The sequence below is a fragment of the Streptomyces yamdrokensis genome, from assembly GCF_053890455.1.
This window is the reverse complement of record NZ_CM132679.1, coordinates 1,141,071-1,165,173: the sequence shown is the minus strand read 5'-3', so window position 1 is coordinate 1,165,173 and position 24,103 is coordinate 1,141,071. Positions and strand designations below refer to the sequence as shown.

16 protein-coding genes, 3 rRNA genes, 1 pseudogene and 1 riboswitch are annotated in these 24,103 nt (G+C 66.8%); of the genes and pseudogenes, 16 read left to right on the top strand and 4 right to left on the bottom strand.

Annotated elements, in window-relative coordinates; translation table 11 throughout:
* Positions 1-512 precede the first annotated feature (512 nt).
* The 13 genes from ACWZEH_RS04495 (at position 513) to ACWZEH_RS04435 (ending at position 16,278) form a co-directional block, all read left to right on the top strand.
* A 16S ribosomal RNA gene (locus ACWZEH_RS04495) occupies positions 513-2,042 on the top strand.
* A gap of 318 nt (positions 2,043-2,360) precedes the next feature.
* A 23S ribosomal RNA gene (locus ACWZEH_RS04490) occupies positions 2,361-5,480 on the top strand.
* A 99-nt stretch (positions 5,481-5,579) separates the two neighbouring features.
* A 5S ribosomal RNA gene (rrf, locus tag ACWZEH_RS04485) occupies positions 5,580-5,696 on the top strand.
* The 16S, 23S and 5S rRNA genes sit together here, the layout of an rRNA operon.
* A 109-nt stretch (positions 5,697-5,805) precedes the next feature.
* Positions 5,806-6,414, top strand: coding sequence for a cardiolipin synthase ClsA (locus tag ACWZEH_RS04480; RefSeq protein WP_055692599.1), 609 nt, complete (start codon positions 5,806-5,808; stop codon positions 6,412-6,414).
* Between the two features lie 114 nt (positions 6,415-6,528).
* The gene (locus ACWZEH_RS04475; RefSeq protein ID WP_456199438.1) at positions 6,529-9,024 is read left to right on the top strand and encodes a sugar phosphate nucleotidyltransferase; all 2,496 of its coding nucleotides are present in this window, start codon (positions 6,529-6,531) and stop codon (positions 9,022-9,024) included.
* 109 nt (positions 9,025-9,133) lie between these two features.
* Positions 9,134-10,051, top strand: coding sequence for a DUF881 domain-containing protein (locus ACWZEH_RS04470; RefSeq protein WP_456195808.1), 918 nt, complete (start codon positions 9,134-9,136; stop codon positions 10,049-10,051).
* Entirely contained in the window at positions 10,048-10,380 is a 333-nt protein-coding gene (locus ACWZEH_RS04465; protein ID WP_030808725.1) for a small basic family protein, read from the top strand. The genes ACWZEH_RS04470 and ACWZEH_RS04465 overlap by 4 nt, the downstream gene beginning before the upstream one ends.
* Before the next feature lie 59 nt (positions 10,381-10,439).
* Positions 10,440-11,393: a DUF881 domain-containing protein gene (locus ACWZEH_RS04460; RefSeq protein WP_456199436.1), complete on the top strand. Its 954-nt coding sequence runs from the start codon at positions 10,440-10,442 to the stop codon at positions 11,391-11,393.
* A 61-nt stretch (positions 11,394-11,454) separates the two neighbouring features.
* The gene (locus ACWZEH_RS04455; protein WP_456195806.1) at positions 11,455-12,402 is read left to right on the top strand and encodes an FHA domain-containing protein; all 948 of its coding nucleotides are present in this window, start codon (positions 11,455-11,457) and stop codon (positions 12,400-12,402) included.
* Between the two features lie 46 nt (positions 12,403-12,448).
* Positions 12,449-13,192 (top strand): transcriptional regulator FtsR, encoded by a 744-nt coding sequence (gene ftsR / locus ACWZEH_RS04450; protein ID WP_456195804.1) that lies wholly within the window; start codon positions 12,449-12,451, stop codon positions 13,190-13,192.
* Positions 13,193-13,287: 95 nt separating this feature from the next.
* The gene (locus tag ACWZEH_RS04445; protein ID WP_003988851.1) at positions 13,288-13,761 is read left to right on the top strand and encodes a bifunctional nuclease family protein; all 474 of its coding nucleotides are present in this window, start codon (positions 13,288-13,290) and stop codon (positions 13,759-13,761) included.
* 217 nt (positions 13,762-13,978) lie between these two features.
* Positions 13,979-14,665, top strand: coding sequence for a MerR family transcriptional regulator (locus ACWZEH_RS04440; protein WP_456195802.1), 687 nt, complete (start codon positions 13,979-13,981; stop codon positions 14,663-14,665).
* A gap of 110 nt (positions 14,666-14,775) precedes the next feature.
* Complete coding sequence (locus tag ACWZEH_RS04435; RefSeq protein WP_456195800.1) at positions 14,776-16,278, top strand: DNA polymerase IV; 1,503 nt, start codon at positions 14,776-14,778, stop codon at positions 16,276-16,278.
* Positions 16,279-16,384: 106 nt separating this feature from the next.
* Here the strand turns inward: ACWZEH_RS04435 and ACWZEH_RS04430 are convergent, their stop codons facing one another.
* A complete protein-coding gene (locus ACWZEH_RS04430) occupies positions 16,385-16,759 on the bottom strand; it encodes a PRC-barrel domain-containing protein (protein ID WP_456195798.1) in 375 nt (124 codons plus the stop codon).
* Between the two features lie 120 nt (positions 16,760-16,879).
* A riboswitch (glycine riboswitch) is annotated at positions 16,880-16,976 on the top strand.
* Between the two features lie 171 nt (positions 16,977-17,147).
* Between ACWZEH_RS04430 and gcvP the strand changes: the two genes are divergently transcribed.
* Positions 17,148-20,033: an aminomethyl-transferring glycine dehydrogenase gene (gcvP, locus tag ACWZEH_RS04425; RefSeq protein ID WP_456195796.1), complete on the top strand. Its 2,886-nt coding sequence runs from the start codon at positions 17,148-17,150 to the stop codon at positions 20,031-20,033.
* 164 nt (positions 20,034-20,197) lie between these two features.
* On the opposite strand, the gene ACWZEH_RS04420 is transcribed toward gcvP, so the two are convergent.
* Positions 20,198-20,593: a TOBE domain-containing protein gene (locus ACWZEH_RS04420; RefSeq protein ID WP_456195794.1), complete on the bottom strand. Its 396-nt coding sequence runs from the start codon at positions 20,591-20,593 to the stop codon at positions 20,198-20,200.
* Between the two features lie 229 nt (positions 20,594-20,822).
* Between ACWZEH_RS04420 and ACWZEH_RS04415 the strand changes: the two are divergent.
* A pseudogene (locus ACWZEH_RS04415) lies at positions 20,823-21,296 on the top strand (carbohydrate ABC transporter permease); the annotation flags it as partial.
* Positions 21,297-21,398: 102 nt separating this feature from the next.
* Positions 21,399-22,256 carry a carbohydrate ABC transporter permease gene (locus ACWZEH_RS04410; RefSeq protein WP_456199434.1) on the top strand — a complete coding sequence of 286 codons (858 nt, stop codon included), beginning with the start codon at positions 21,399-21,401 and terminating at the stop codon, positions 22,254-22,256.
* A gap of 117 nt (positions 22,257-22,373) precedes the next feature.
* On the opposite strand, the gene ACWZEH_RS04405 is transcribed toward ACWZEH_RS04410, so the two are convergent.
* Positions 22,374-22,580, bottom strand: a complete 207-nt coding sequence (locus ACWZEH_RS04405; protein WP_456195792.1) for a DUF5999 family protein — start codon at positions 22,578-22,580, stop codon at positions 22,374-22,376.
* 401 nt (positions 22,581-22,981) lie between these two features.
* Positions 22,982-23,566 carry a hypothetical protein gene (locus tag ACWZEH_RS04400; protein WP_456195790.1) on the bottom strand — a complete coding sequence of 195 codons (585 nt, stop codon included), beginning with the start codon at positions 23,564-23,566 and terminating at the stop codon, positions 22,982-22,984.
* Positions 23,567-24,103 lie beyond the last annotated feature (537 nt).

Sequence of the window (24,103 nt, the reverse complement as noted above, 5' to 3'; positions counted from 1 at the left end):
TGGTGCAGCGTATGGCACCGGTAGTACCGGTTCCGTGCGAGAGGACCGATTAGAGGTCTAGACCACATCTTCTTATCGATTTGCACCCGCCGCGCGGCCCCATGTACAGTCGAGGACCTGCTTGGGGCTGAACGACGTGATCTTGCGTCGCCACCCCGCAGTAAATCCAACTTGTCGATCCTAACCCGGGGTCAGCTTCTGCGTGCTCGCAGGACGGTGGTCAGGGGGACGGAGAAACACTGGTAGTGTTGGAGACATGAAGGGAAGCGCCCGGAGGAAAGCCCGAGAGGGTGAGTACAAAGGAAGCGTCCGTTCCTTGAGAACTCAACAGCGTGCCAAAAATCAACGCCAGATATGTTGATACCCCGTCTCCGGCCGTTCGGCCGGGACGAGGTTCCTTTGAAGAAAAACACAGCGAGGACGCTGTGAACGGCCGGGCCTATTCCGCCCGACCGTTCCGCTCTCGTGATGTGTCGACCCGCAGTCCTTAATCGGACGCAGGCGGGAAAGCATTCACGGAGAGTTTGATCCTGGCTCAGGACGAACGCTGGCGGCGTGCTTAACACATGCAAGTCGAACGATGAACCACTTCGGTGGGGATTAGTGGCGAACGGGTGAGTAACACGTGGGCAATCTGCCCTTCACTCTGGGACAAGCCCTGGAAACGGGGTCTAATACCGGATAACACTTCCACTCGCATGGGTGGGGGTTAAAAGCTCCGGCGGTGAGGGATGAGCCCGCGGCCTATCAGCTTGTTGGTGAGGTAATGGCTCACCAAGGCGACGACGGGTAGCCGGCCTGAGAGGGCGACCGGCCACACTGGGACTGAGACACGGCCCAGACTCCTACGGGAGGCAGCAGTGGGGAATATTGCACAATGGGCGAAAGCCTGATGCAGCGACGCCGCGTGAGGGATGACGGCCTTCGGGTTGTAAACCTCTTTCAGCAGGGAAGAAGCGAAAGTGACGGTACCTGCAGAAGAAGCGCCGGCTAACTACGTGCCAGCAGCCGCGGTAATACGTAGGGCGCGAGCGTTGTCCGGAATTATTGGGCGTAAAGAGCTCGTAGGCGGCTTGTCGCGTCGATTGTGAAAGCCCGGGGCTTAACCCCGGGTCTGCAGTCGATACGGGCAGGCTAGAGTGTGGTAGGGGAGATCGGAATTCCTGGTGTAGCGGTGAAATGCGCAGATATCAGGAGGAACACCGGTGGCGAAGGCGGATCTCTGGGCCATTACTGACGCTGAGGAGCGAAAGCGTGGGGAGCGAACAGGATTAGATACCCTGGTAGTCCACGCCGTAAACGGTGGGAACTAGGTGTTGGCGACATTCCACGTCGTCGGTGCCGCAGCTAACGCATTAAGTTCCCCGCCTGGGGAGTACGGCCGCAAGGCTAAAACTCAAAGGAATTGACGGGGGCCCGCACAAGCAGCGGAGCATGTGGCTTAATTCGACGCAACGCGAAGAACCTTACCAAGGCTTGACATACACCGGAAAGCATTAGAGATAGTGCCCCCCTTGTGGTCGGTGTACAGGTGGTGCATGGCTGTCGTCAGCTCGTGTCGTGAGATGTTGGGTTAAGTCCCGCAACGAGCGCAACCCTTGTCCCGTGTTGCCAGCAAGCCCCTTCGGGGGTGTTGGGGACTCACGGGAGACCGCCGGGGTCAACTCGGAGGAAGGTGGGGACGACGTCAAGTCATCATGCCCCTTATGTCTTGGGCTGCACACGTGCTACAATGGCCGGTACAATGAGCTGCGATACCGTGAGGTGGAGCGAATCTCAAAAAGCCGGTCTCAGTTCGGATTGGGGTCTGCAACTCGACCCCATGAAGTCGGAGTTGCTAGTAATCGCAGATCAGCATTGCTGCGGTGAATACGTTCCCGGGCCTTGTACACACCGCCCGTCACGTCACGAAAGTCGGTAACACCCGAAGCCGGTGGCCCAACCCCCTTGTGGGGAGGGAGCTGTCGAAGGTGGGACTGGCGATTGGGACGAAGTCGTAACAAGGTAGCCGTACCGGAAGGTGCGGCTGGATCACCTCCTTTCTAAGGAGCACTTCTAGGCTGCCAGGCTTGCCTGGTGGTCCAGGGGCCAGTACATCGGCGCATGTCCGATGCTGGTTGCTCATGGGTGGAACGTTGATTATTCGGCACTCTTGATCGTCTTCTTCTTCCAGTACTGCCCGCACGGGTGTGGAACGTCGGGGGAGGCGGCGGGGAGTGCCGGGCACGCTGTTGGGTGTCTGAGGGCACGGCCGTAAGGTCTGTCTTCGGGATGCCGACCCCAGTGAACTCCGGTTGTTGCCGGGGGTGATGGGTGGTTGGTCGTTGTTTGAGAACTGCACAGTGGACGCGAGCATCTGTGGCCAAGTTTTTAAGGGCGCACGGTGGATGCCTTGGCACCAGGAACCGATGAAGGACGTGGGAGGCCACGATAGGCCCCGGGGAGTCGTCAACCAGGCTTTGATCCGGGGGTGTCCGAATGGGGAAACCCGGCAGTCGTCATGGGCTGTCACCCATACCTGAACACATAGGGTATGTGGAGGGAACGCGGGGAAGTGAAACATCTCAGTACCCGCAGGAAGAGAAAACAACCGTGATTCCGGGAGTAGTGGCGAGCGAAACCGGATGAGGCCAAACCGTATGTGTGTGAGACCCGGCAGGGGTTGCGCATGCGGGGTTGTGGGATCTCTCTTTCACGGTCTGCCGGCCGTGGGACGAGTCAGAAACCGTTGATGTAGGCGAAGGACATGCGAAAGGTCCGGCGTAGAGGGTAAGACCCCCGTAGTCGAAACATCAGCGGCTCGTTTGAGAGACACCCAAGTAGCACGGGGCCCGAGAAATCCCGTGTGAATCTGGCGGGACCACCCGCTAAGCCTAAATATTCCCTGGTGACCGATAGCGGATAGTACCGTGAGGGAATGGTGAAAAGTACCGCGGGAGCGGAGTGAAATAGTACCTGAAACCGTGTGCCTACAAGCCGTGGGAGCGTCGCGCAAGGACTTGTCCTTGCGTCGTGACTGCGTGCCTTTTGAAGAATGAGCCTGCGAGTTTGCGGTGTGTTGCGAGGTTAACCCGAGTGGGGAAGCCGTAGCGAAAGCGAGTCCGAACAGGGCGTTTCAGTAGCATGCTCAAGACCCGAAGCGGAGTGATCTAGCCATGGGCAGGTTGAAGCGGAGGTAAGACTTCGTGGAGGACCGAACCCACCAGGGTTGAAAACCTGGGGGATGACCTGTGGTTAGGGGTGAAAGGCCAATCAAACTCCGTGATAGCTGGTTCTCCCCGAAATGCATTTAGGTGCAGCGTCGTGTGTTTCTTGCCGGAGGTAGAGCACTGGATAGGCGATGGGCCCTACCGGGTTACTGACCTTAGCCAAACTCCGAATGCCGGTAAGTGAGAGCGCGGCAGTGAGACTGTGGGGGATAAGCTCCATGGTCGAGAGGGAAACAGCCCAGAGCATCGACTAAGGCCCCCAAGCGTACGCTAAGTGGGAAAGGATGTGGAGTCGCACAGACAACCAGGAGGTTGGCTTAGAAGCAGCCACCCTTGAAAGAGTGCGTAATAGCTCACTGGTCTAGTGATTCCGCGCCGACAATGTAGCGGGGCTCAAGCGTACCGCCGAAGTCGTGTCATTCATACAACAGGGCCAACGCCCGTATGGATGGGTAGGGGAGCGTCGTGTGCCGGGTGAAGCAGCCGCGGAAGCGAGTTGTGGACGGTTCACGAGTGAGAATGCAGGCATGAGTAGCGATACACACGTGAGAAACGTGTGCGCCGATTGACTAAGGGTTCCTGGGTCAAGCTGATCTGCCCAGGGTAAGTCGGGACCTAAGGCGAGGCCGACAGGCGTAGTCGATGGATAACCGGTTGATATTCCGGTACCCGCTGTGAAGCGTCAAACATCGAGCATCGTGATGCTAAGGCCGTGAAGCCGTTCCGGACCCTTCGGGGAATGGAAAGTGGTGGAGCCGCCGGCCCAAGCGGTTAGTAGGTGAGTGATGGGGTGACGCAGGAAGGTAGTCCAGCCCGGGCGGTGGTTGTCCCGGGGTAAGGGTGTAGCCCGTCATCCAGGTAAATCCGGATGGCATGTGGGTGAGACCTGATGCCGAGCCGATTGTGGTGAAGTGGATGATCCTATGCTGTCGAGAAAAGCCTCTAGCGAGTTTCATGGCGGCCCGTACCCTAAACCGACTCAGGTGGTCAGGTAGAGAATACCGAGGCGTTCGGGTGAACTATGGTTAAGGAACTCGGCAAAATGCCCCCGTAACTTCGGGAGAAGGGGGGCCATGTCCGGTGATGGGGTTTTCCCTCTGAGCTGGGTGTGGCCGCAGAGACCAGCGAGAAGCGACTGTTTACTAAAAACACAGGTCCGTGCGAAGCCGTAAGGCGATGTATACGGACTGACGCCTGCCCGGTGCTGGAACGTTAAGGGGACCGGTTAGTCACTCTTCGGGGTGGCGAAGCTGAGAACTTAAGCGCCAGTAAACGGCGGTGGTAACTATAACCATCCTAAGGTAGCGAAATTCCTTGTCGGGTAAGTTCCGACCTGCACGAATGGCGTAACGACTTCTCGACTGTCTCAACCATAGGCCCGGTGAAATTGCACTACGAGTAAAGATGCTCGTTTCGCGCAGCAGGACGGAAAGACCCCGGGACCTTTACTACAGTTTGATATTGGTGTTCGGTTCGGCTTGTGTAGGATAGCTGGGAGACTTTGAAGCTGCCACGCCAGTGGTGGTGGAGTCGTCGTTGAAATACCAGTCTGGTCGTGCTGGATGTCTAACCTGGGTCCGTGATCCGGATCAGGGACAGTGTCTGATGGGTAGTTTAACTGGGGCGGTTGCCTCCTAAAGAGTAACGGAGGCGCCCAAAGGTTCCCTCAGCCTGGTTGGTAATCAGGTGTTGAGTGTAAGTGCACAAGGGAGCTTGACTGTGAGACCGACGGGTCGAGCAGGGACGAAAGTCGGGACTAGTGATCCGGCGGTGGCTTGTGGAAGCGCCGTCGCTCAACGGATAAAAGGTACCCCGGGGATAACAGGCTGATCTTCCCCAAGAGTCCATATCGACGGGATGGTTTGGCACCTCGATGTCGGCTCGTCGCATCCTGGGGCTGGAGTCGGTCCCAAGGGTTGGGCTGTTCGCCCATTAAAGCGGTACGCGAGCTGGGTTTAGAACGTCGTGAGACAGTTCGGTCCCTATCCGCTGTGCGCGTAGGAGTCTTGAGAAGGGCTGTCCCTAGTACGAGAGGACCGGGACGGACGAACCTCTGGTGTGCCAGTTGTCCTGCCAAGGGCATGGCTGGTTGGCTACGTTCGGGAGGGATAACCGCTGAAAGCATCTAAGCGGGAAGCCTGCTTCGAGATGAGGACTCCCACCTCTATAAGAGGGTAAGGCTCCCAGTAGACGACTGGGTTGATAGGCCGGATATGGAAGCACGGCAACGTGTGGAGTTGACCGGTACTAATAGGCCGAGGGCTTGTCCTCAGTTGCTCGCGTCCACTGTGTTGGTTCTGAAACCACGAACAACCCCGCACCCGTCCCCGGACGGTGTGTGGTGCGGTTGGATTGATTGTTTCATAGTGTTTCGGTGGTCATAGCGTAGGGGAAACGCCCGGTTACATTCCGAACCCGGAAGCTAAGCCTTACCGCGCCGATGGTACTGCAGGGGGGACCCTGTGGGAGAGTAGGACGCCGCCGAACTCCTTTTAGAGCTCTGGCTCTTGGGCACGCAGCCCGAGAGCCAGAGCTTTTTTGCTTTGAGGTAAGGTCAGTGAGCATCATCGGCACGTTTCCCACAGGAGGTCCCCGGGTGGAGGTCCAGGAGACTCGCGTCCAGACGGACCGTGTCCTCACCATCCCGAACATCCTCAGCATGGCGCGACTTCTCGGTGTGCCCCTCTTCCTGTGGCTGATCCTCAGGCCGGAGTTCGGCGGTCCGAAGAGTGACGGCTGGGCGCTTCTGGTGCTCGCCCTGAGCGGTGTCAGTGATTATCTGGACGGCAAGCTCGCGCGGCGATGGAACCAGATCAGCAGCCTCGGCCGGCTTCTGGATCCCGCGGCGGACCGGCTCTACATTCTTTCGACCCTTGTCGGACTCACCTGGCGCGAGATTCTCCCGCTTTGGTTGACGGCCGTACTGCTGGCCCGTGAGCTGGTCCTGCTGGTGATGGTGGGTATCCTCCGGCGTCACGGCTACCCGCCGCCGCAGGTGAACTTCCTTGGGAAGGCAGCCACCTTCAACCTGATGTATGCCTTCCCGTTGCTCCTGCTCAGTGACGGGAGCGGCTGGATCTCGTCACTCGCTGCTATTTTCGGATGGGCGTTCGCCGGATGGGGTACAACCCTCTATTGGTGGGCAGGAGTCCTCTACGTGGTGCAGGTCCGCCGTCTGGTTCGTGCGGACGCCATGGCCGGTTGACCTCGCTGAGTGGCACGCGCAGCGTCGCGCGATGGCCCGCAGTGGAAAAATGCGGGACAATCTTGGCGGGGGAAGTCGGCTAGACCGTCATCTCATGAGGAGGACGCTTCCGACATGAAGGCCGTCGTGATGGCCGGGGGCGAGGGCACGCGCCTTCGTCCCATGACCTCAAGCATGCCCAAGCCGCTCCTGCCGGTGGTCAATCAGCCGATCATGGAGCACGTTCTGCGGCTGCTCAAAAGGCATGGGCTCAACGAAACCGTTGTAACTGTCCAGTTCCTGGCTTCGCTCGTCAAGAACTATTTCGGTGACGGTGAAGAGCTCGGAATGGAGCTCACTTATGCCAACGAGGAGAAGCCACTCGGTACCGCAGGAAGCGTCAAGAACGCCGAGGAGGCGCTGAAGGACGATGCCTTTCTCGTCATTTCCGGTGACGCGCTGACGGATTTCGATCTCACCGAGCTGATCAACTTCCACAAGGAGAAGGGCGCACTGGTCACGGTCTGCCTGACCCGGGTGCCGAATCCGCTGGAATTCGGTATCACCATCGTGGACGAGGAAGGCAAGGTCGAGCGTTTCCTGGAGAAGCCGACGTGGGGGCAGGTCTTCTCCGACACGGTGAACACCGGCATCTACGTCATGGAGCCCGAGGTCTTCGACTATGTCGAGGCCGACGTGCCCGTCGACTGGTCCGGAGATGTCTTCCCGCAGCTGATGAAGGAAGGCAAGCCCGTCTACGGCTTCATTGCCGAGGGCTACTGGGAGGATGTCGGCACGCACGAGAGTTATGTGAAGGCTCAGGCGGATGTCCTGGAGCGCAAGGTCGACGTCGACATCGACGGCTTCGAGATCTCCCCGGGCGTATGGGTCGCGGAGGGGGCCGAAGTACATCCCGACGCCGTGCTGCGCGGGCCGCTCTACATCGGCGACTATGCCAAGGTCGAAGCCGGCGCCGAGATTCGCGAGCACACGGTCGTGGGGTCCAATGTCGTCGTGAAGAGCGGGGCCTTCCTGCACAAGGCCGTCGTGCACGACAACGTGTACGTCGGGCCGCACAGCAACCTGCGAGGGTGTGTGCTCGGCAGGAACACCGACGTCATGCGCGCGGCACGGATCGAGGACGGCGCCGTCATCGGTGACGAGTGCCTGATCGGTGAGGAATCGATTGTCCAGGGCAACGTACGGGTGTATCCGTTCAAGACGATCGAGGCGGGCGCGTTCGTCAACACCTCGGTCATCTGGGAGTCCAGAGGACAGGCACACCTTTTCGGCGCCCGTGGGGTGTCGGGAATCCTGAACGTCGAGATCACGCCGGAACTCGCCGTTCGGCTGGCCGGCGCCTATGCGACGACGCTGAAGAAGGGATCGACGGTCACCACGGCCCGGGACCATTCCCGTGGTGCCCGTGCCCTGAAGCGTGCGGTCATCTCCGCGCTGCAGGCCAGCGCCATCGACGTACGGGATTTGGAGAACGTGCCGCTGCCCGTGGCCCGGCAGCAGACCGCGCGGGGCAGTGCGGGCGGCATCATGATCCGGACCACTCTCGGTGTGCCGGACTCCGTCGACATCATGTTCTTCGACGGACAGGGCGCCGACCTCTCGCAGGGCAGCCAGCGCAAACTGGACCGGGTGTTCGCGCGGCAGGAGTACCGACGCGCGTTCCCGGGCGAGATCGGTGATCTGCACTTCCCGGCGAGCGTCTTCGACTCGTACACCGGCTCGCTGCTGCGGAACGTCGACATCACGGGAATCGCGGAGTCCGGACTGAAGGTGGTCGTGGACGCGTCGAACGGCAGCGCGGGGCTCGTACTGCCGAGTCTGCTCGGCAAGCTCGGGGTGGACTCGTTGACCATCAACCCGGGGCTCGACGAGTCCAGGCCCACCGAGACGGCGGATGTCCGGCGGTCGGGGCTGGTGCGACTCGGCGAGATGGTGGCGTCCTCCGGTGCCGCGTTCGGTGTGCGGTTCGACCCGGTCGGCGAACGGCTCTCCCTTGTCGACGAGAAGGGAAGGATCATCGAGGACGACCGGGCGCTGCTCGTTCTGCTCGACCTCATCGCGGCCGAGCGGCGCAGTGGCCGGGTCGCGCTTCCGGTGACCACCACCAGGATCGCCGAGCAGGTGGCGGCCTATCACGGCACCCAGGTGGAATGGACGACCACCTCGCCCGACGACCTCACCCGCGTGGGTGGTGAGGAGGGCACGATCTTCGGCGGTGACGGCAAGGGCGGTTTCATCGTTCCGGAGTTCAGCAGGGTCTACGACGGCACCGCGGCCTTCGTCCGGCTCATCGGCCTGGTGGCGAGGACGCAGCTCACGCTCAGTCAGATCGATGCGCGTATCCCGCGTGCACATGTGATCAAGCGCGACCTGGCGACCCCGTGGGCGGTCAAGGGGCTCGTGATGCGGCGGGTCGTCGAGGAGGCCGGCGACCGCTTCGTGGACACCACCGACGGTGTGCGTGTGGTGGAGACCGACGGCCGTTGGGTGATGGTGCTGCCCGACCCGGCCGAGGCGGTCACCCACCTGTGGGCCGAGGGCCCCGACGACGCCTCTGCCCAGGCTCTGCTCGACGAGTGGGCAGCGGTCGTGGACAGCGCCGGACGGTAGCCGAACCGTCGAGCGAACGGTACGCGTGCGTGCCGGACAGGCGTCCCCAACGGGGCCTGTCCGGCACGCCGGTAGGCCCGTTCGGAGGTAGCGCCCGCGGCATGCGACGATGTGCGGCATGCCGCAGCAACCCCCCGTTCGGAGCACCCCCCGGCGGCTACCGCGTCCGGACGCGTCCATGTCGTTGATCACCAACGTGATGGACCACAGCCTCGACGAGGGATACGCCGAGGCTGCCGCGCGGAAGCGGGCCGACGGCGGTGGAGGTATGCCGAAGACCCTCAGGGCGAAGCTGGGGCTCGCCGGCGGTCTGGTGCTCGCGGCCCTGGTGGTGACCGTGGGGGCCGCGCAGGCCAGAGTGGAGGCTCCCGTCGTCGCCAAGGAGCGCGAGGAGCTGATCGAGAGGATCGACCGGGAGACCGAGGCGGCGGACAAGCTCGAGGACGGCATAGACACCCTCCGTTCCGACGTGAGCGCGCGGCAGCGCGAGGCGCTCAGACAGAGCGGTGAGAGCGACCGCACCGACCTGGTGGGCGTCCTGGCGGGCGCCGTCGCGGTGCAGGGCCCCGGCGTGAAGCTCGTGGTGAACGACGCCAAGGACACGAGTGCCGACGGGGACGGCGACGCCCGGTCGACCACCGGGTTCTCCGACACCGGGCGGGTCCGCGACCGGGACATGCAGCGTGTGGTCAACGGCCTGTGGGAGTCCGGAGCCGAGGCGATCTCCATCAATGGGCAGCGGCTGACCGCTCTTTCTGCGATCAGGGCCGCGGGGGACGCGATACTGGTCGACAACAGGCCTCTGGTACCGCCGTACACGGTCTTCGCCGTGGGGGACGGCCGGGAGCTGAGCAGCCGGTTCCAGAACAGCTCGGACGGGCTGTACCTGCATGCCCTGCAGGAGAACTACGGCATCCGTACCGCTCTCTCGGTGGAGGACGACCTCCGGCTGCCCGCCGCACCGAGTGTGATCGTACGAACCGCGCAACCGATAACCGAGACCGCACCTGAGAAAGGCACATCGTGATCGCCGTACTGGGCCTCGTCGTGGGAGTCGTGGCCGGCCTGTTGGTCCGGCCCGAGGTCCCGGCGGTCGTCGAGCCGTACCTGCCGATCGCCGTCGTGGCGGCGCTCGACGCCGTCTTCGGCGGGCTGCGGGCCATGCTCGACGGCATCTTCGACGACAAGGTCTTCGTGGTGTCCTTCCTGTCGAACGTGGTCGTCGCCGCGCTGATCGTCTTCCTCGGCGACGAGTTGGGCGTGGGTGCCCAGTTGTCCACGGGCGTGGTGGTCGTGCTCGGTATCCGGATCTTCTCCAACGCCGCGGCGATCCGCCGGCACGTGTTCCGGGCGTGAGACCGATGAGCGATCAGGACCACGAGCCCGAGCACGAGCACCCCCGTCAGGACGGCAGGATGACGCCCGATCCGCAGACCGGACCGCGCGCGGCGGCCCCCGGCGCCCATCAGGCGTCCCGGCCCCACCCCGCCTCGGCGCCGCGCCCCGCTCTCGCGCCGCGTCCCGCTGCGGCATCCGGCGGCGGGTTCCGGAAGGAACTGCCCGACGAAGTGCCCGCGTCCGCGAGCGTGTCCGCGGAGTCCGCGTCCATGGAGGGGGAGACGCCGCCGGACCGGCCCGGATCAGGCCTGTCCGGACGGCAGCGGCTGGTGAACAGCCTGTGGCCGCCCCGGATCACCCGGGCCCAACTCATCGTCGCCCTGCTGCTGTTCGGCCTGGGCTTCGGTCTGGCCGTCCAGGTGGCCTCGAACAGCGACGGCGACAGTGCCCTGCGTGGTGCCCGCCAGGAGGATCTCGTCCGTATCCTCGATGAACTCGACGACCGCACAGAGCGTCTTGAGGAGGAGAAGCAGGGACTCGAGGAGCAGCGCGACGAGCTCGAGAACAGCTCGGACCAGGCCGAGGAGGCTCGTCGGCAGACGCTGGAGAGGGAACGCCAGCTCGGCATTCTGGCGGGCACGGTGGCCGCCCAGGGCCCCGGCATCACGTTGGTCGTCGAGGACCCGAAGGGGATGGTCGAGTCGAACATGCTGCTCGACGCGGTCCAGGAGCTGCGCGCGGCCGGCGCCGAGGCCATTCAGGTGAACGGCATACGGGTCGTGGCGGGCACCTACCTGTCGGATTCCGGTGACGGAGTGAGCGTCGACGGGAACAAGATCACCGCGCCCTATCGTTTCAAGGTCATCGGCAAGCCGCAGGACCTCGAGCCGGCGCTCAACATCCCTGGAGGAGTGGTGCAGACTCTCGAGAAGGAACAGGCCACCGCCTTGGTGGAGAGGTCGACCAAGATCGTCGTGGATGCCTTGCGACCGGCGAAGCAGCCTGGCTACGCTCGGTCGTCCTCGCAGTGAACCGGGGGTGCATGGAGGGCGGCCGACGAGAGCAGGAGGTTGCGGGGGGTCGGCGCACCGAATGGGTGGTGCGTGGTGGAAACTGTCTGGTGGATACGGACGTTGTGAGGATGTCCGGGTCGGCCAGTGTGTTCAGTCAGGGTTCGTCCTGCCCCACGGGCGGGTCTGTTTCGGTCAAGGGGAATCGCCCGTGAAGTTGTTTGGGAAGTTGTTCGGCAAGAGCGCGCGAGAAGGCCGCGACAGTGCGACCGCTCGTCATCGCGCACAGCCCGGCGCGGAGGCGTCGCGTCCGCTGTACCGGGATCAGGTCGGTGGTCCCGGCGAGAACGTTGCGGGAGGCCAGGGCGCGCCGTCCGCTGACCCTGCGCAGTCGAGCGGCATAGGTTTCGGGCAACCGTCAACCTCAGGTACGGGTGGAGGGTTCTCCGCCCCGCACGCGTCCCAGGCCCCCGGTGGGCAGGAGGATCCGTCCATGTCGGCCCTGGTGTGTACGAGGTGCGGTAACCGCAACGCGGAGAACAGTCGTTTCTGTTCGAACTGCGGAGCCCCGCTCAGGCCCGGAGCCGTCCCGGAGCGCCCCTCCGAGACGACGTCCACCATCTCCATCTCCGGTCTCGAGGCGTACGACGCCGAGGTCACGGGCCAGACGCAGGTCCCGGCGCTGTCCCCGGAGGCGCAGGCGGCCGTCGACGCGCTGCCGATGGGGTCCGCGCTCCTGGTCGTGCGCCGCGGGCCGAACTCGGGCAGCCGTTTCCTGCTGGACGGCGATCTGACCACGGCCGGCCGCCACCCGCAGAGCGACATCTTCCTGGACGACGTGACGGTCTCCCGCCGGCACGTGGAGTTCCGCCGCGGCCAGGACGGTTCGTTCACGGTGGCCGACGTGGGCAGCCTGAACGGCACGTACGTCAACCGCGAGCGGATCGACCAGGTCGGTCTGTCGAACGGTGACGAGGTGCAGATCGGCAAGTACCGGCTGGTCTTCTACGCGAGCCAGCGGGGCTACTGACCCTCCCCGGACTCCGTCCGGGGCACCCTGACCCCAGGGAAGGTCCATGCTTCACACACCGAGCGGCGGTACCGGGCACGGTATCGCCGCCGCGGAAACTGGACTGATGAGCATCGGCACGGTGCTGAACGTGCTGCGCGAGGAGTTCCCCGAAGTCACCATCTCCAAGATCCGTTTCCTGGAGTCGGAAGGGCTCATCGAGCCGCAGCGGTCCCCCTCGGGGTACCGCAAGTTCAGTACCGAGGACGTAGAGCGCCTCGGCCACGTCCTGAGGATGCAGCGGGACCACTATCTGCCGCTCAAGGTGATCCGCGAGCACCTGGACGCCATGGAGCGCGGCGAGGCCGTCCCGCTTCCGGTGCTGTCCCGGCAGCGGGACGGGGAAGCCGACCCCGAGCCGTTTGCCGACCCGCCCGCCACAGCGGCCCGGATCGGGCGGGCGCAGCTGCTGGCGGCGGCCGGCGTCGACCAGCGCCAGCTCTCGGAGTGGGAGTCGTACGGGCTGCTCGCGCCGGTCGAGGACGAGGTGTACGACGCCGGGGCGGTCACCGTCGCCGGCCTCATCACCGAACTGGGACGGTTCGGGATCGAGCCGCGGCATCTGAGAGCGATGAAGGCCGCCGCCGACCGGGAGGCCGGGCTGGTCGACCAGGTCGTAGCCCCGCTCAAACGTCATCGCAACCCGCAGACCAGGGCGCACGCGCAGGCGCGCACGAGGGAGCTCGCCGGTCTCACGGCGAAGCTCCACGCCGCGCTGGTGAGCTCGGCGCTCGGGGTGCGACTGCCCTGAGAGCGAGGGCAAGAGGGTGGGCGCGGAGGACCGGATCGGCCGCCCGATCCGGGCCCGACTACCCAAACGTCCCGGGCACGGCCTAGGGTTGCTGTGTGAACGAGCTCGATGTCGTAGGTGTCCGGGTCGAAATGCCCTCGAACCAACCGATCGTGCTGCTGCGTGAAGTGGGAGGCGACCGGTACCTCCCCATCTGGATCGGGCCGGGGGAGGCGACGGCCATCGCCTTCGCCCAGCAGGGCATGGCTCCCGCGCGCCCGCTGACCCACGACCTCTTCAAGGACGTGCTGGAAGCCGTCGGCCAAGAGCTCACGGAAGTGCGTATCACGGACCTGCGTGAGGGGGTCTTCTACGCGGAGCTGGTCTTCGCCAGCGGTGTCGAGGTGAGCGCCCGGCCGTCCGACGCCATAGCGCTGGCGCTGCGCACCGGTACGCCGATCTACGGCAGCGACACGGTGCTCGACGACGCGGGGATCGCCATCCCGGACGAGCAGGAGGACGAGGTGGAGAAGTTCCGCGAGTTCCTCGACCAGATCTCGCCGGAGGATTTCGGCTCCAGCAGCCAGTGAGGGGCGTCGGCCGTTCCGCCGGAACGCTGCTCGGGACCCGGTGCGTGAGAGCCTTGCCCGGCCCGTACGGAGGGCATTCGGCTAGCCTTTCCCCGCGGTGGGGCACGGGAAACCACTCTTAGGGTGATTATCACTCGGCGTGCCGAGTGTGGCGATCGTTGACGCACCCTTGGTGACTGCCTACCGTCGAGGAGGCAGGTCAAGGACGGAGGTCGGCGTGAGAAGCACCGGCGACGGTACGGCTGGGGGTGCCCCCGGACATGGTCTCGGGGTGAGCGGTCCGTACCCTCCCCCAGGCTCTCAGCTCCGCGCGAGCGGGGCGTATGCCCATCACGGCAGCCCGGCCGATCCTGCTCCGCAGCGACCGGCGGCCGTGCCGAGCAGCGGAGGGGCGACGACGTCCATGGCGTCCGAGGAGATCGGCTACCGCGGCCCCACGGCCTGCGCGGCCGCCGGCATCACCTACCGGCAACTGGATTACTGGGCTCGCACGGGACTGGTCGAGCCGAGTGTGCGGCCCGCCCATGGCTCGGGGACCCAGCGGCTGTACAGCTTTCGGGACGTTGTCGTCCTGAAGATCGTCAAGCGGTTCCTGGACACCGGTGTCTCGCTGCAGAACATCCGGACCACCGTCCGGCACCTGCGGGAGGGGGGCTTCCACGACCTGGAGCGCATGACGCTGATGAGCGACGGCGCCACGGTCTACGAGTGCTCCACGCCCGACGAGGTCCATGCCCTGCTCCAGGGCGGCCAGGGAATCTTCGGGATCGCCGTGGGTGTGGTGTGGCGGGACGTCGAGAGCGCGCTGTCGCAGCTGCACGGGGAGCGCATCGACACCGGAGAGACGCTGATCGGCCCCAACCCTGCGGACGAACTGGCAAGGCGGCGCAACCGCGCCGTATGAGCCGTTGTGCCGCAGGGGTGGCCCGCCCCGTCCGCGCTGCCCGTGCGGTGGGTACGGGCCGACGGCAGGCGGGTGGGGCGTTGTCAGTGGCGTAGGGCAGCATCGGAGGTGTGAGATCCGCGCCCACCGTCCTGCACCTCGACATGGATGCCTTCTTCGCCTCGGTGGAGCAGGCGTCCAAGCCGAGTCTGCGCGGGAAGGCCGTGGTCGTGGGCGGGCTCGGGCCGCGCGGTGTGGTCGCCACCGCCTCGTACGAGGCCCGGCTCTTCGGTGTCCATTCCGCCCTGCCCATGGCGCAGGCGCGGCGGCTCGCGCCGAACGCGGCGTATCTGGTGCCCCGCTTCGCGTTGTACCGGTCGATCAGTGACCAGGTGATGGAGCTGCTGCGGGCGCTGTCGCCGTTGGTGGAACCGTTGAGCCTCGACGAGGCGTTCGTGGATCTGGAGGCCGGCGGGGCGGCCTGGGACGAGCGGTCCGCGCGGCTCGCCGGGGCGAAGCTGCGCGCCGACATCCGGGCGGTCACGGGGCTCACCGGATCGGTGGGACTGGCGGCCTCCAAGATGCTGGCGAAGATCGCCTCGGAGCAGGCCAAGCCGGACGGCCTGGTGCTGATCGAGCCGGGGACCGAGCGGGCCCTGCTGGCGCCGCTGTCGGTCCGGACCCTGCCGGGTGTCGGGCCGGCCACCGGTGACCACCTGCGGCGTGCCGGGATCCACACGGTCGGGGAACTGGCCGAGGCAGGGGAGGACGAGCTGGTACGTCTGCTCGGCAAGGCACACGGACACGCCCTGCACGCCATGTCCCTGGCGCGGGACGAGCGATCCGTGGTGGCCGAGCGGGAGACGAAGTCGGTGTCGGTCGAGGACACCTACGACGTGGACATCCACGACCGGGTGCGGGTCGGGGTGGAGGTCCGGCGCCTGGCCGACCGCTGTGTGCGCCGGCTGAGGGTGGCGGGGCTGTCGGGCCGGACCATCGTGCTGAAGGTGCGCCGGTACGACTTCTCGACGCTCACCCGTTCCGAGACCCTGCGAGGACCCACGGACGACCCCGCGGTGGTGCGCGAGGCCGCGGCGCGGCTGCTGGACTCGGTCGACACGACGGGCGGCGTGCGGCTGCTGGGCGTGGGGGTCAGCGGGCTCGCGGACTACACGCAGGAGGACCTGTTCGCACAGGCGGCGGGGGAGCGGGAGAAGGAGCTGCCGGGCGAGGAGGCGGAGGCGGCCGTGCCCTCGGAGGAACAGCAGCAGGCGGTCGCCGAGCGGCGCTGGCCGGCCGGGCACGACGTACGGCACAGTGAGTACGGCCATGGGTGGGTCCAGGGCAGTGGCCTGGGGCGGGTCACCGTGCGGTTCGAGACGCCCGGGTCGGCGCCGGGGCGGGTGCGGACCTTCCGGAACGGGGACCCGGCCCTGCAACCCGCGGATCCGCTGCCGTTGGTGGAGCGAAGACCTGGGGACGACAGGGAGAGCGCGGACGGCCCGAGCGGCAGGGACGGCCGGGCCGGGGACGGTCGGCACGGTGGGAGTGGCCGGGGTGCCCGGGGCAGCCAGGAGGCAGCGGCTGGTGCCGGGGCGGCGGGTGTCCCGGATCCAGGACCATCGGGAGGGTAGGGCCCAGGGCTGCCCCGGACGGGGAACAGGGGCGAGGACCGTGCGGGGTGTGCCCGCAGAGGCCGGACGGCGGGACAACAACGGCACGTGGGGGCCACTGAGGGCGTCAGGTGGAGTCGTCGCTGCCGGCGAGTTTGCCGAAGTCGTGGTCCGGGAGTGGCGGAGGGGCGGAGATGTCCAGGCCGTAGTGGTGGTAGAGCTGGAGTTCCTGCTCCGGGGAGAGATGACGGCCCACGCCGAAGTCGGGGGCGTCCTTGATCAGGGCGCGTTCGAAGGGGATGTGGAGACCGCCGTCGATCAGCTCGCTCGGCTCCAGAGGAACGAAGGCGTCCCTGCTGAACAGACCGGTGCGTATCGCCGCCCACTCCGGCACGCCGGTGGCGTCGTCGAGATAGACCTCGTCGATCGTGCCGATCCGGGTGCCGTTGCGGTCGAATGCCTTGCGGCCGATCAGGTTGCGCGGATCGATGTCGGTCTGCACGGGCCCTCCACTGGTCGCAATTCCGCACATCACTCGTCAGCACTACAAAACGGCACAATCGGCCCGGCGGCCACTCGGACGTCCGGGTCTTGCCCCCGCTGGTACGCTGGCAGCGGCTGCTGACCCCGTGCGGGAGAGTCCTCCAGGCACCACCGGAGGGCGCCGAAGGAGCAAATCCTCCCCGGAATCTCTCAGGCCCACGTACCGCATGGACGAGGTCACTCTGGAAAGCAGAGCGGGTGTCCACGGCTTCCGCTCTCACCGACGGTGAAAGCCGGCTGCCCCGGGCAGCCGGTGAAGCTCTCAGGTTGAGATGACAGAGGGGGAGGCCGTCCGGGCACCCGCCACGGTGCCCCTCGAAGGTCGTCGGACCAGGAGGCCTCCGCACATGACCGCCCATCGCATTTCCCTCTCCGAGCTCGAACAGGGAACGCCCTTCGAGCAGCGTCACATAGGCCCCGACCACGAGGCCCGCGCCAAGATGCTCGCGCAGGTCGGCTACGGCTCGCTCGACGAGCTGACGGCCGCCGCGGTCCCGGATGTGATCAAGAACGCTGACGCGCTGGACCTGCCGGATGCCCGGACCGAGTCCGAAACGCTGGCCGAACTGCGATCGCTGGCCGACCGCAACGAGGTGCTCGGCTCCATGATCGGGCTGGGGTACTACGGGACCTTCACGCCGCCCGTCATCCTGCGGAACGTGATGGAGAACCCCGCCTGGTACACGGCGTACACGCCGTACCAGCCGGAGATCTCGCAGGGGCGGCTCGAAGCGCTGCTGAACTTCCAGACCATGGTCGCCGAGCTCACCGGCCTGCCGACCTCCGGCGCCTCCCTGCTCGACGAGGGCACCGCGGCCGCCGAGGCGATGGCGCTGTCGCGCCGCATGGGCAAGAACAAGAAGGGTCTGTTCCTGGTCGACGCGGACGCGCTGCCGCAGACCGTCGCCGTCATCGAGACCCGGGCCGAGCCGGCCGGCGTCGAGGTCGTCGTCGCCGACCTGAGCGAAGGCATCCCCGCCGAGGTGGCCGAGCGCGAGATCAACGGCGTGCTGATCCAGTACCCGGGCGCCTCCGGTGCCGTACGCGACATCAAACCGGTGATCGACCAGGCGCACGAGCTGGGCGCGCTCGTCACCGTGGCCGCCGATCTGCTCGCCCTCACGCTGCTGAGGTCCCCCGGCGAACTCGGCGCGGACATCGCCGTCGGCACGACGCAGCGCTTCGGCGTGCCGATGGGCTTCGGCGGACCGCACGCCGGATACATGGCCGTACAGGAAAAGATGGCACGCAGCCTGCCCGGCCGGCTCGTCGGCGTCTCCGTCGACGCGGACGGGCACAAGGCCTACCGGCTCGCCCTCCAGACCCGTGAACAGCACATTCGCCGTGAGAAGGCCACCAGCAACATCTGTACCGCCCAGGTACTGCTCGCTGTCATGGCCGGCATGTACGCCGTGTACCACGGCCCCGAGGGGCTGCGGACCGTCGCGTGGCGCACCCACCGCTACGCGGCGGTCCTCGCCGAGGGGCTGCGGGCCGGCGGCGTGGAGATCGTCCACGGCGCCTACTTCGACACGCTGACCGTACGGGTCCCCGGGCGGGCCGCCGAGGTCGTGGCCGCCGCCCGGGACAACGGCGTCAACCTGCACCCCGTCGACGCCGACCTCGTCTCGATCGCCTGCGACGAGACCACCACGCGCGACCGGCTCGCTGCCGTGTGGAGCGCCTTCGGTGTCGAGGGCGACGTCGAGTCCCTGGACGCGGCCGCGCGCAACGCCCTCCCGGACGCCCTGCTGCGCACCGACGAGTACCTGACGCACCCCGTCTTCCACCAGCACCGCTCCGAGACCGCGATGCTGCGCTATCTGCGCAGGCTCGCCGACCGCGACTACGCGCTGGACCGCGGCATGATCCCGCTGGGCTCCTGCACCATGAAGCTCAACGCGACCGCGGAGATGGAGCCCATCACCTGGCCCGAGTTCGGACAGCTGCATCCCTTCGCGCCGGCCGGGCAGGTCCAGGGCTACCTGACTCTCATCCACGAGCTGGAGGACCGGCTCGCGGAGGTCACCGGCTACGACAGGGTGAGCCTCCAGCCCAACGCGGGCTCCCAGGGCGAACTGGCCGGTCTGCTCGCCGTACGCGGCTACCACCGGGCCAACGGCGACGAGCAGCGCACCGTCTGCCTCATCCCCTCCTCCGCGCACGGAACCAACGCCGCGAGCGCCGTCATGGCCGGCATGAAGGTCGTCGTCGTGAAGACCGCCGAGGACGGCGAGGTCGACGTCGACGACCTGCGCGCGAAGATCGAGCGGTACCGCGACGAGCTGTCGGTGCTGATGATCACCTACCCCTCCACGCACGGTGTGTTCGAGGAGCATGTCGCCGACATCTGCGCGGCCGTGCACGAGGCGGGCGGCCAGGTGTACGTGGACGGTGCGAACCTCAACGCGCTGGTCGGGCTGGCCAAGCCCGGACACTTCGGCGGGGACGTCTCGCACCTGAACCTGCACAAGACCTTCTGCATCCCGCACGGCGGCGGCGGTCCCGGCGTCGGCCCGGTCGGCGTGCGGGCGCACCTGGCGCCGTACCTGCCCAACCACCCGATGCAGCCCGAGGCGGGGCCGGAGACCGGGGTCGGGCCCATCTCGGCGGCGCCGTGGGGCTCCGCGGGGATTCTGCCCATCTCGTGGGCGTACGTCCGGCTGATGGGCGGCGAGGGGCTCAAGCGGGCCACCCAGGTGGCGGTACTCAGCGCCAACTACATCGCCAAGCGCCTCGAGCCGCACTATCCGGTGCTGTACACCGGTCCCGGCGGGCTGGTCGCGCACGAGTGCATCATCGATCTGCGCCCCCTGACCAAGGCGACCGGCGTGAGCGTGGACGACGTGGCCAAGCGGCTGATCGACTACGGCTTCCACGCGCCGACGATGTCGTTCCCCGTGGCTGGGACGCTGATGATCGAGCCGACCGAGTCCGAGGACCTGGCCGAACTCGACCGGTTCTGCGAGACGATGATCGCGATTCGCGCGGAGATCGAGAAGGTCGGCTCCGGTGAGTGGCCCGCGGACGACAACCCCCTGCGCAACGCCCCGCACACCGCCGCCGCGCTCGGTGGGGAGTGGGAGCACGCCTACAGCCGTCAGGAAGCCGTCTTCCCGACCGGAGTGAGCGCCACCGACAAGTACTGGCCGCCGGTCCGCCGCGTCGACCAGGCCTTCGGCGACCGCAACCTGGTGTGCTCCTGCCCGCCGCTCGAGGCGTACGAGGACTGACGCGGCGGGAGGAACCTGCGGGAAAACCTCCTACCGGGGAGTGGAAGGGCCCCGCTTCGGCCGGACGGCCGGGCGGGGCCCTTCGCCGTATCTCCGTACGTACCTCCCACCTGGCCTGTGGGACCGGGCCGGAGCCCGGGTGGGACCGGGACCGCTTCCGCGTGTCAGATGCGGTCGATGTGTACGTTTGTCGACTTCACCCGGGCTGTGGCCTCCATGCCGACCTCGAGCCCGAGCTCCTCGACGGCCTCGCGGGTCAGCAGTGAGACCAGTCGATGCGGGCCCGCCTGGATCTCTACCTGGGCGGCCACGTCGCCGAGCTTGACCGCGGTGACGATGCCGGGGAAGGCGTTGCGCGTCGAGGTGTACGGCGTGCCCTCCTCGATCGCGCCGGCCTTCGCGAGGTCGACCGAGAACGCCGCCAGGTCCTGCCCGTCGATGAGCCGCCGTCCGCCTTCGTCGCGGTGGGTGTTGACCCGGCCCGCGTCCGCCCAGCGGCGGGCGGTGTCCGGGCTGACGCCGAGCAGCCGCGCTGCCTGGCCGATCGTGTAGGACTGCATGCCGATCACGATAGGGCGGGCGGTGGAACCGGGCGGTGCGGGGGTGATGAGGGGAGTGTCCCCGGTGCCCTCCGAGCGTCAGGTTCGTCGGATCCGCGCGTAAGGTTCGCCGCATGATCCGAAAATTTCGTACGCCTCGGTGGAGCTGATGCGGCGCGCCCCGGCGTGCTCGGTGGACGTCGCCGCGCCGTGATCGGCCGTTTCGAACCGGTTCCCCGGCCGGGCCGTGGGGGAGTGGTTCGCCGATCCCGACATGGTGATGGCGACCCTCTTCCTGGTCATGACCTGGAAGTACTTCGGCTTCCACGTGATGCTCCACCCGGCCGGACTTCATTCCATACCCAAGGAGCCGACCGAGGCGGCGCTGATCGACGGCGCGGGTCCCTGGCAGCGCTTCCGCAACGTCACCCTGCCGCTGCCGGCCCCGACCCTGCGCATCAGTATCCTCCTGTCGGTGATCGGCGCCATCCAGCTGTTCGACCTGGTGTGGGTGATTACCCAGGGCGGCCCCGACCACCACTCCGGAACCATGATCGTGACCATGTTCCAGTACGGCTTCAAGCGTTACCAGGTGGGCTACGCCGGCGCGATCAGTGTGGTCATGTTCGGCATCAGTCTCGTCTCCGCCCTCGCCTACCAGCGCTTCGTGCTGCGCCGGGACCTCGAAGGGGCGATCACGACCATGCGTGGAGGCGGAAAGTGACGCTCCCTCAAAAGCCTTCGGTCTCCGGCGAGTCCGCGTCCACGTCCGCGCCGGCGTCCCTGGGAGCGTCCGCGGGAGGGGACGGGGGCGGCTCCGTGTCCGATTCCGGCTCCGGAGCGGCGCCCCGGCCCCCGCGCCGGCGTTCTCTTCCGGACCCTGCCACTGCATCTCGTCCTGATCGCCGTCGGCGCGGTGACGGCCGTACCCCTGCTCTGCGCCGTGCTCTCCGGGTTCAAGTCCACCGACCGGCTCTCCGGCAACTCCGTCGGACTGCCCGCCCCGTGGGCCGGCGCCGACCACACCGGCCCCCTGGCCTCCGGTGACTTCTGGCGGCTGGTCGGCAACAGCACCCTGATCGCGATCGCCACGGCCCCGATCGTGGTCGCGGTGTCCGCGCCGGCGGCGTTCTCCTTCGCCCGGTTCGCCTTCCGAGGACGGGAGGTGCTGTTCACACTGTTCACGATGGGGCTGATGTTCCCGTTCGCGGTGGCCGCGCTGCCGCTGTTCCTGCTGCTGCGCTCCATGGGCCTGCTGGACAACCCGCTCGGCGTGATCCTCCCGCAGGCCGCCTTCGGTCTGCCGATGACGGTCATCATCCTGCGCGGATTCTTCCGGCAGATCCCGGGAGAGCTGGAGGAGGCGGCCACGCTCGGCGGCTGCGGTCCGTTCGGCTCCTTCTGGCGGGTGCTGCTGCCGATGGCACGGCCCGCCCTGGGCACCGTCTCCGTGCTCGCCGTGGTCACCGGCTGGAACAACTTCTTCCTGCCGCTGCTGGTGTTCACCGACGACACCTGGTGGACGATCCCCATCGGTGTCCAGCAGTTCCAGGACCAGTACTCCGCGGACAGCGCGCGGGTCTTCGCGTACCCGGTCCTGGCCGTGGTTCCCGCGCTCGCCCTCTGCTCGGTCGCCGAGCGCCGGCTCGGCGGCGGCCTGACCGCGGGCGCGGCCGAGGGGTGACGCATGCACGGGCGGGGTGTCACGCGGTGTGACGAACCCCGGATGTGCGTCGGGGCCGGTTCGCGGGAATTCCGCGGTCCGGCCCCCTGGTGTTCTGCGGACGGGCCCTGGCCCGTCCTAGGCGGTGGTCATCACCTGGACGGCGTTCCGGGGGCGCTGCGGGGCGATGCAGCTGCCGTCGGGCAGGAGTTCGCCGGTGTCCTCGAAGAGCACGACACCGTTGCACAGCAGGCTCCAGCCCTGCTCCGGATGGTGCGCCACGAGACGGGCGGACTCCCGGTCGGCGGAATCGGCTGAGGGGCACGGTGACTGGTGCTGGCACATGGATGGGATCTTTCGCTCTGGCGTGACCTGTGGGCTGGCTGTCGTTTCAGTTCCGCGGCGTGAAGCTTCGTTCATGGCCGCCCCCCCCGTTGTGATAGGCCCGTCGGGACAGGCCGGTCGGAAACAAGTGTTGCCCTTTGGGGGGCGATCCGCAGGATTTTCGCGGCACCACCCCCTCACAGGTTGAGGACGCGTCACCCGGGCGGACGGTTCAGCCCGACACCACTGTCACTTCGGGTGGTTTGGTATAGCCGGATGGGGCTACTCCGGTCCGTGGTCCTGGTTGCCCCGGGTGCTTGAGCCATGCCGGTCTTCCTCGGGACGCGCGCGTCCCCCGCCGCCGGCGGTCCGGCGGCGGAGCACGGAAGGGTGCTCGCGCGAGGCGAGAGGTGCGGCAGGTGTCAGGCGGGTGAGCCGAGCAGCCGGCCGGGTGCGACCCGATGGGTCAGCACCGGGAGCAGTTCGGCCGCCCGGTGCGGCCGGTGGGCCGCGATACCCGGCGGCGCCGGGGCGAGGGGGACGAGCAGGTCGGTGGCGGCCGGATGACCGGTGGCACCGTCCGCGGTGCGGTCGCCGTGCAGCCAGAGGGCCAGCATGTAGAGGCCGGGCACCGACAGCAGCCGGGGCTGGTACGGCTGCGGCAGGGCCTCGGCCTGACGCAGGGCCAGTTCGGTGGAGGCGATGTAGGGGCCTTCGAAGAAGCGGGAGAAGGCCCAGCCGTCGGGAGTGAGCACGGTGTCCGCCGCGGCCACCGCCCGGTCGCCGCAGCGGATCAGGAAGCGCCAGCCGGCCAGCCGCGTCGCGGACACGCCCTCGGCGGTGACCCGGTCCAGGACGTGCACGGGCAGCGGCAGTTCTGGTGAAACAGGCCCCTCGGCACCGAGGAGGGAGGGAGTTCGGGCCTCGCTGACCGCGGTGGGGGAGGAGAGCGCGGTCAGGACGGAACGCAGTGCGGGCGCGGGGGCCGGGGGGGCATGCAGGGGCATGGTGGGTCGCCTCTCATTCGAAGGCACAGTGGCGCGAGGGCGGGGCGGACGGCGCTGTCAGCTCGCGAAGGCCGGAAGGCAGGGGCCGGGGGTCTGAGTACGAGAGGTGGGGGTGAGGAATGCCGCACGTCACCTCGTCGGCTGGATCACTCGACCGTGGGCGCCAACCTTCTGCCTTGTCCACGGAGTTTATACGATGCGTGTTCGGACTATGTTTCGGCTAGCCGTTTTCGAACCGCGAAACAAGGGTACTTTTGGACGATGAAACGGGGGAATTATCCCGATTCCCGGCCGGGGGTACGGCGATGACCTCGACAAATGGCCGTGCAGTGGTAGGCCTATTGTCGTCGGCGTTTTTCACGAGTTCGCCGTCGCCTTGTAACGTGCACCGTCGGCCATGCCGCGTGAATGTGCCACTGGTTACCCTCGACCAGCGTAGCGGCCGACAGAGCGGTTCGGGGCGTTATCGATCGCATCCGCTGGGCATCCTCCTCTGTGGACCAGGACCCCGGCGGCCGATCATCGGACCGCCCATCC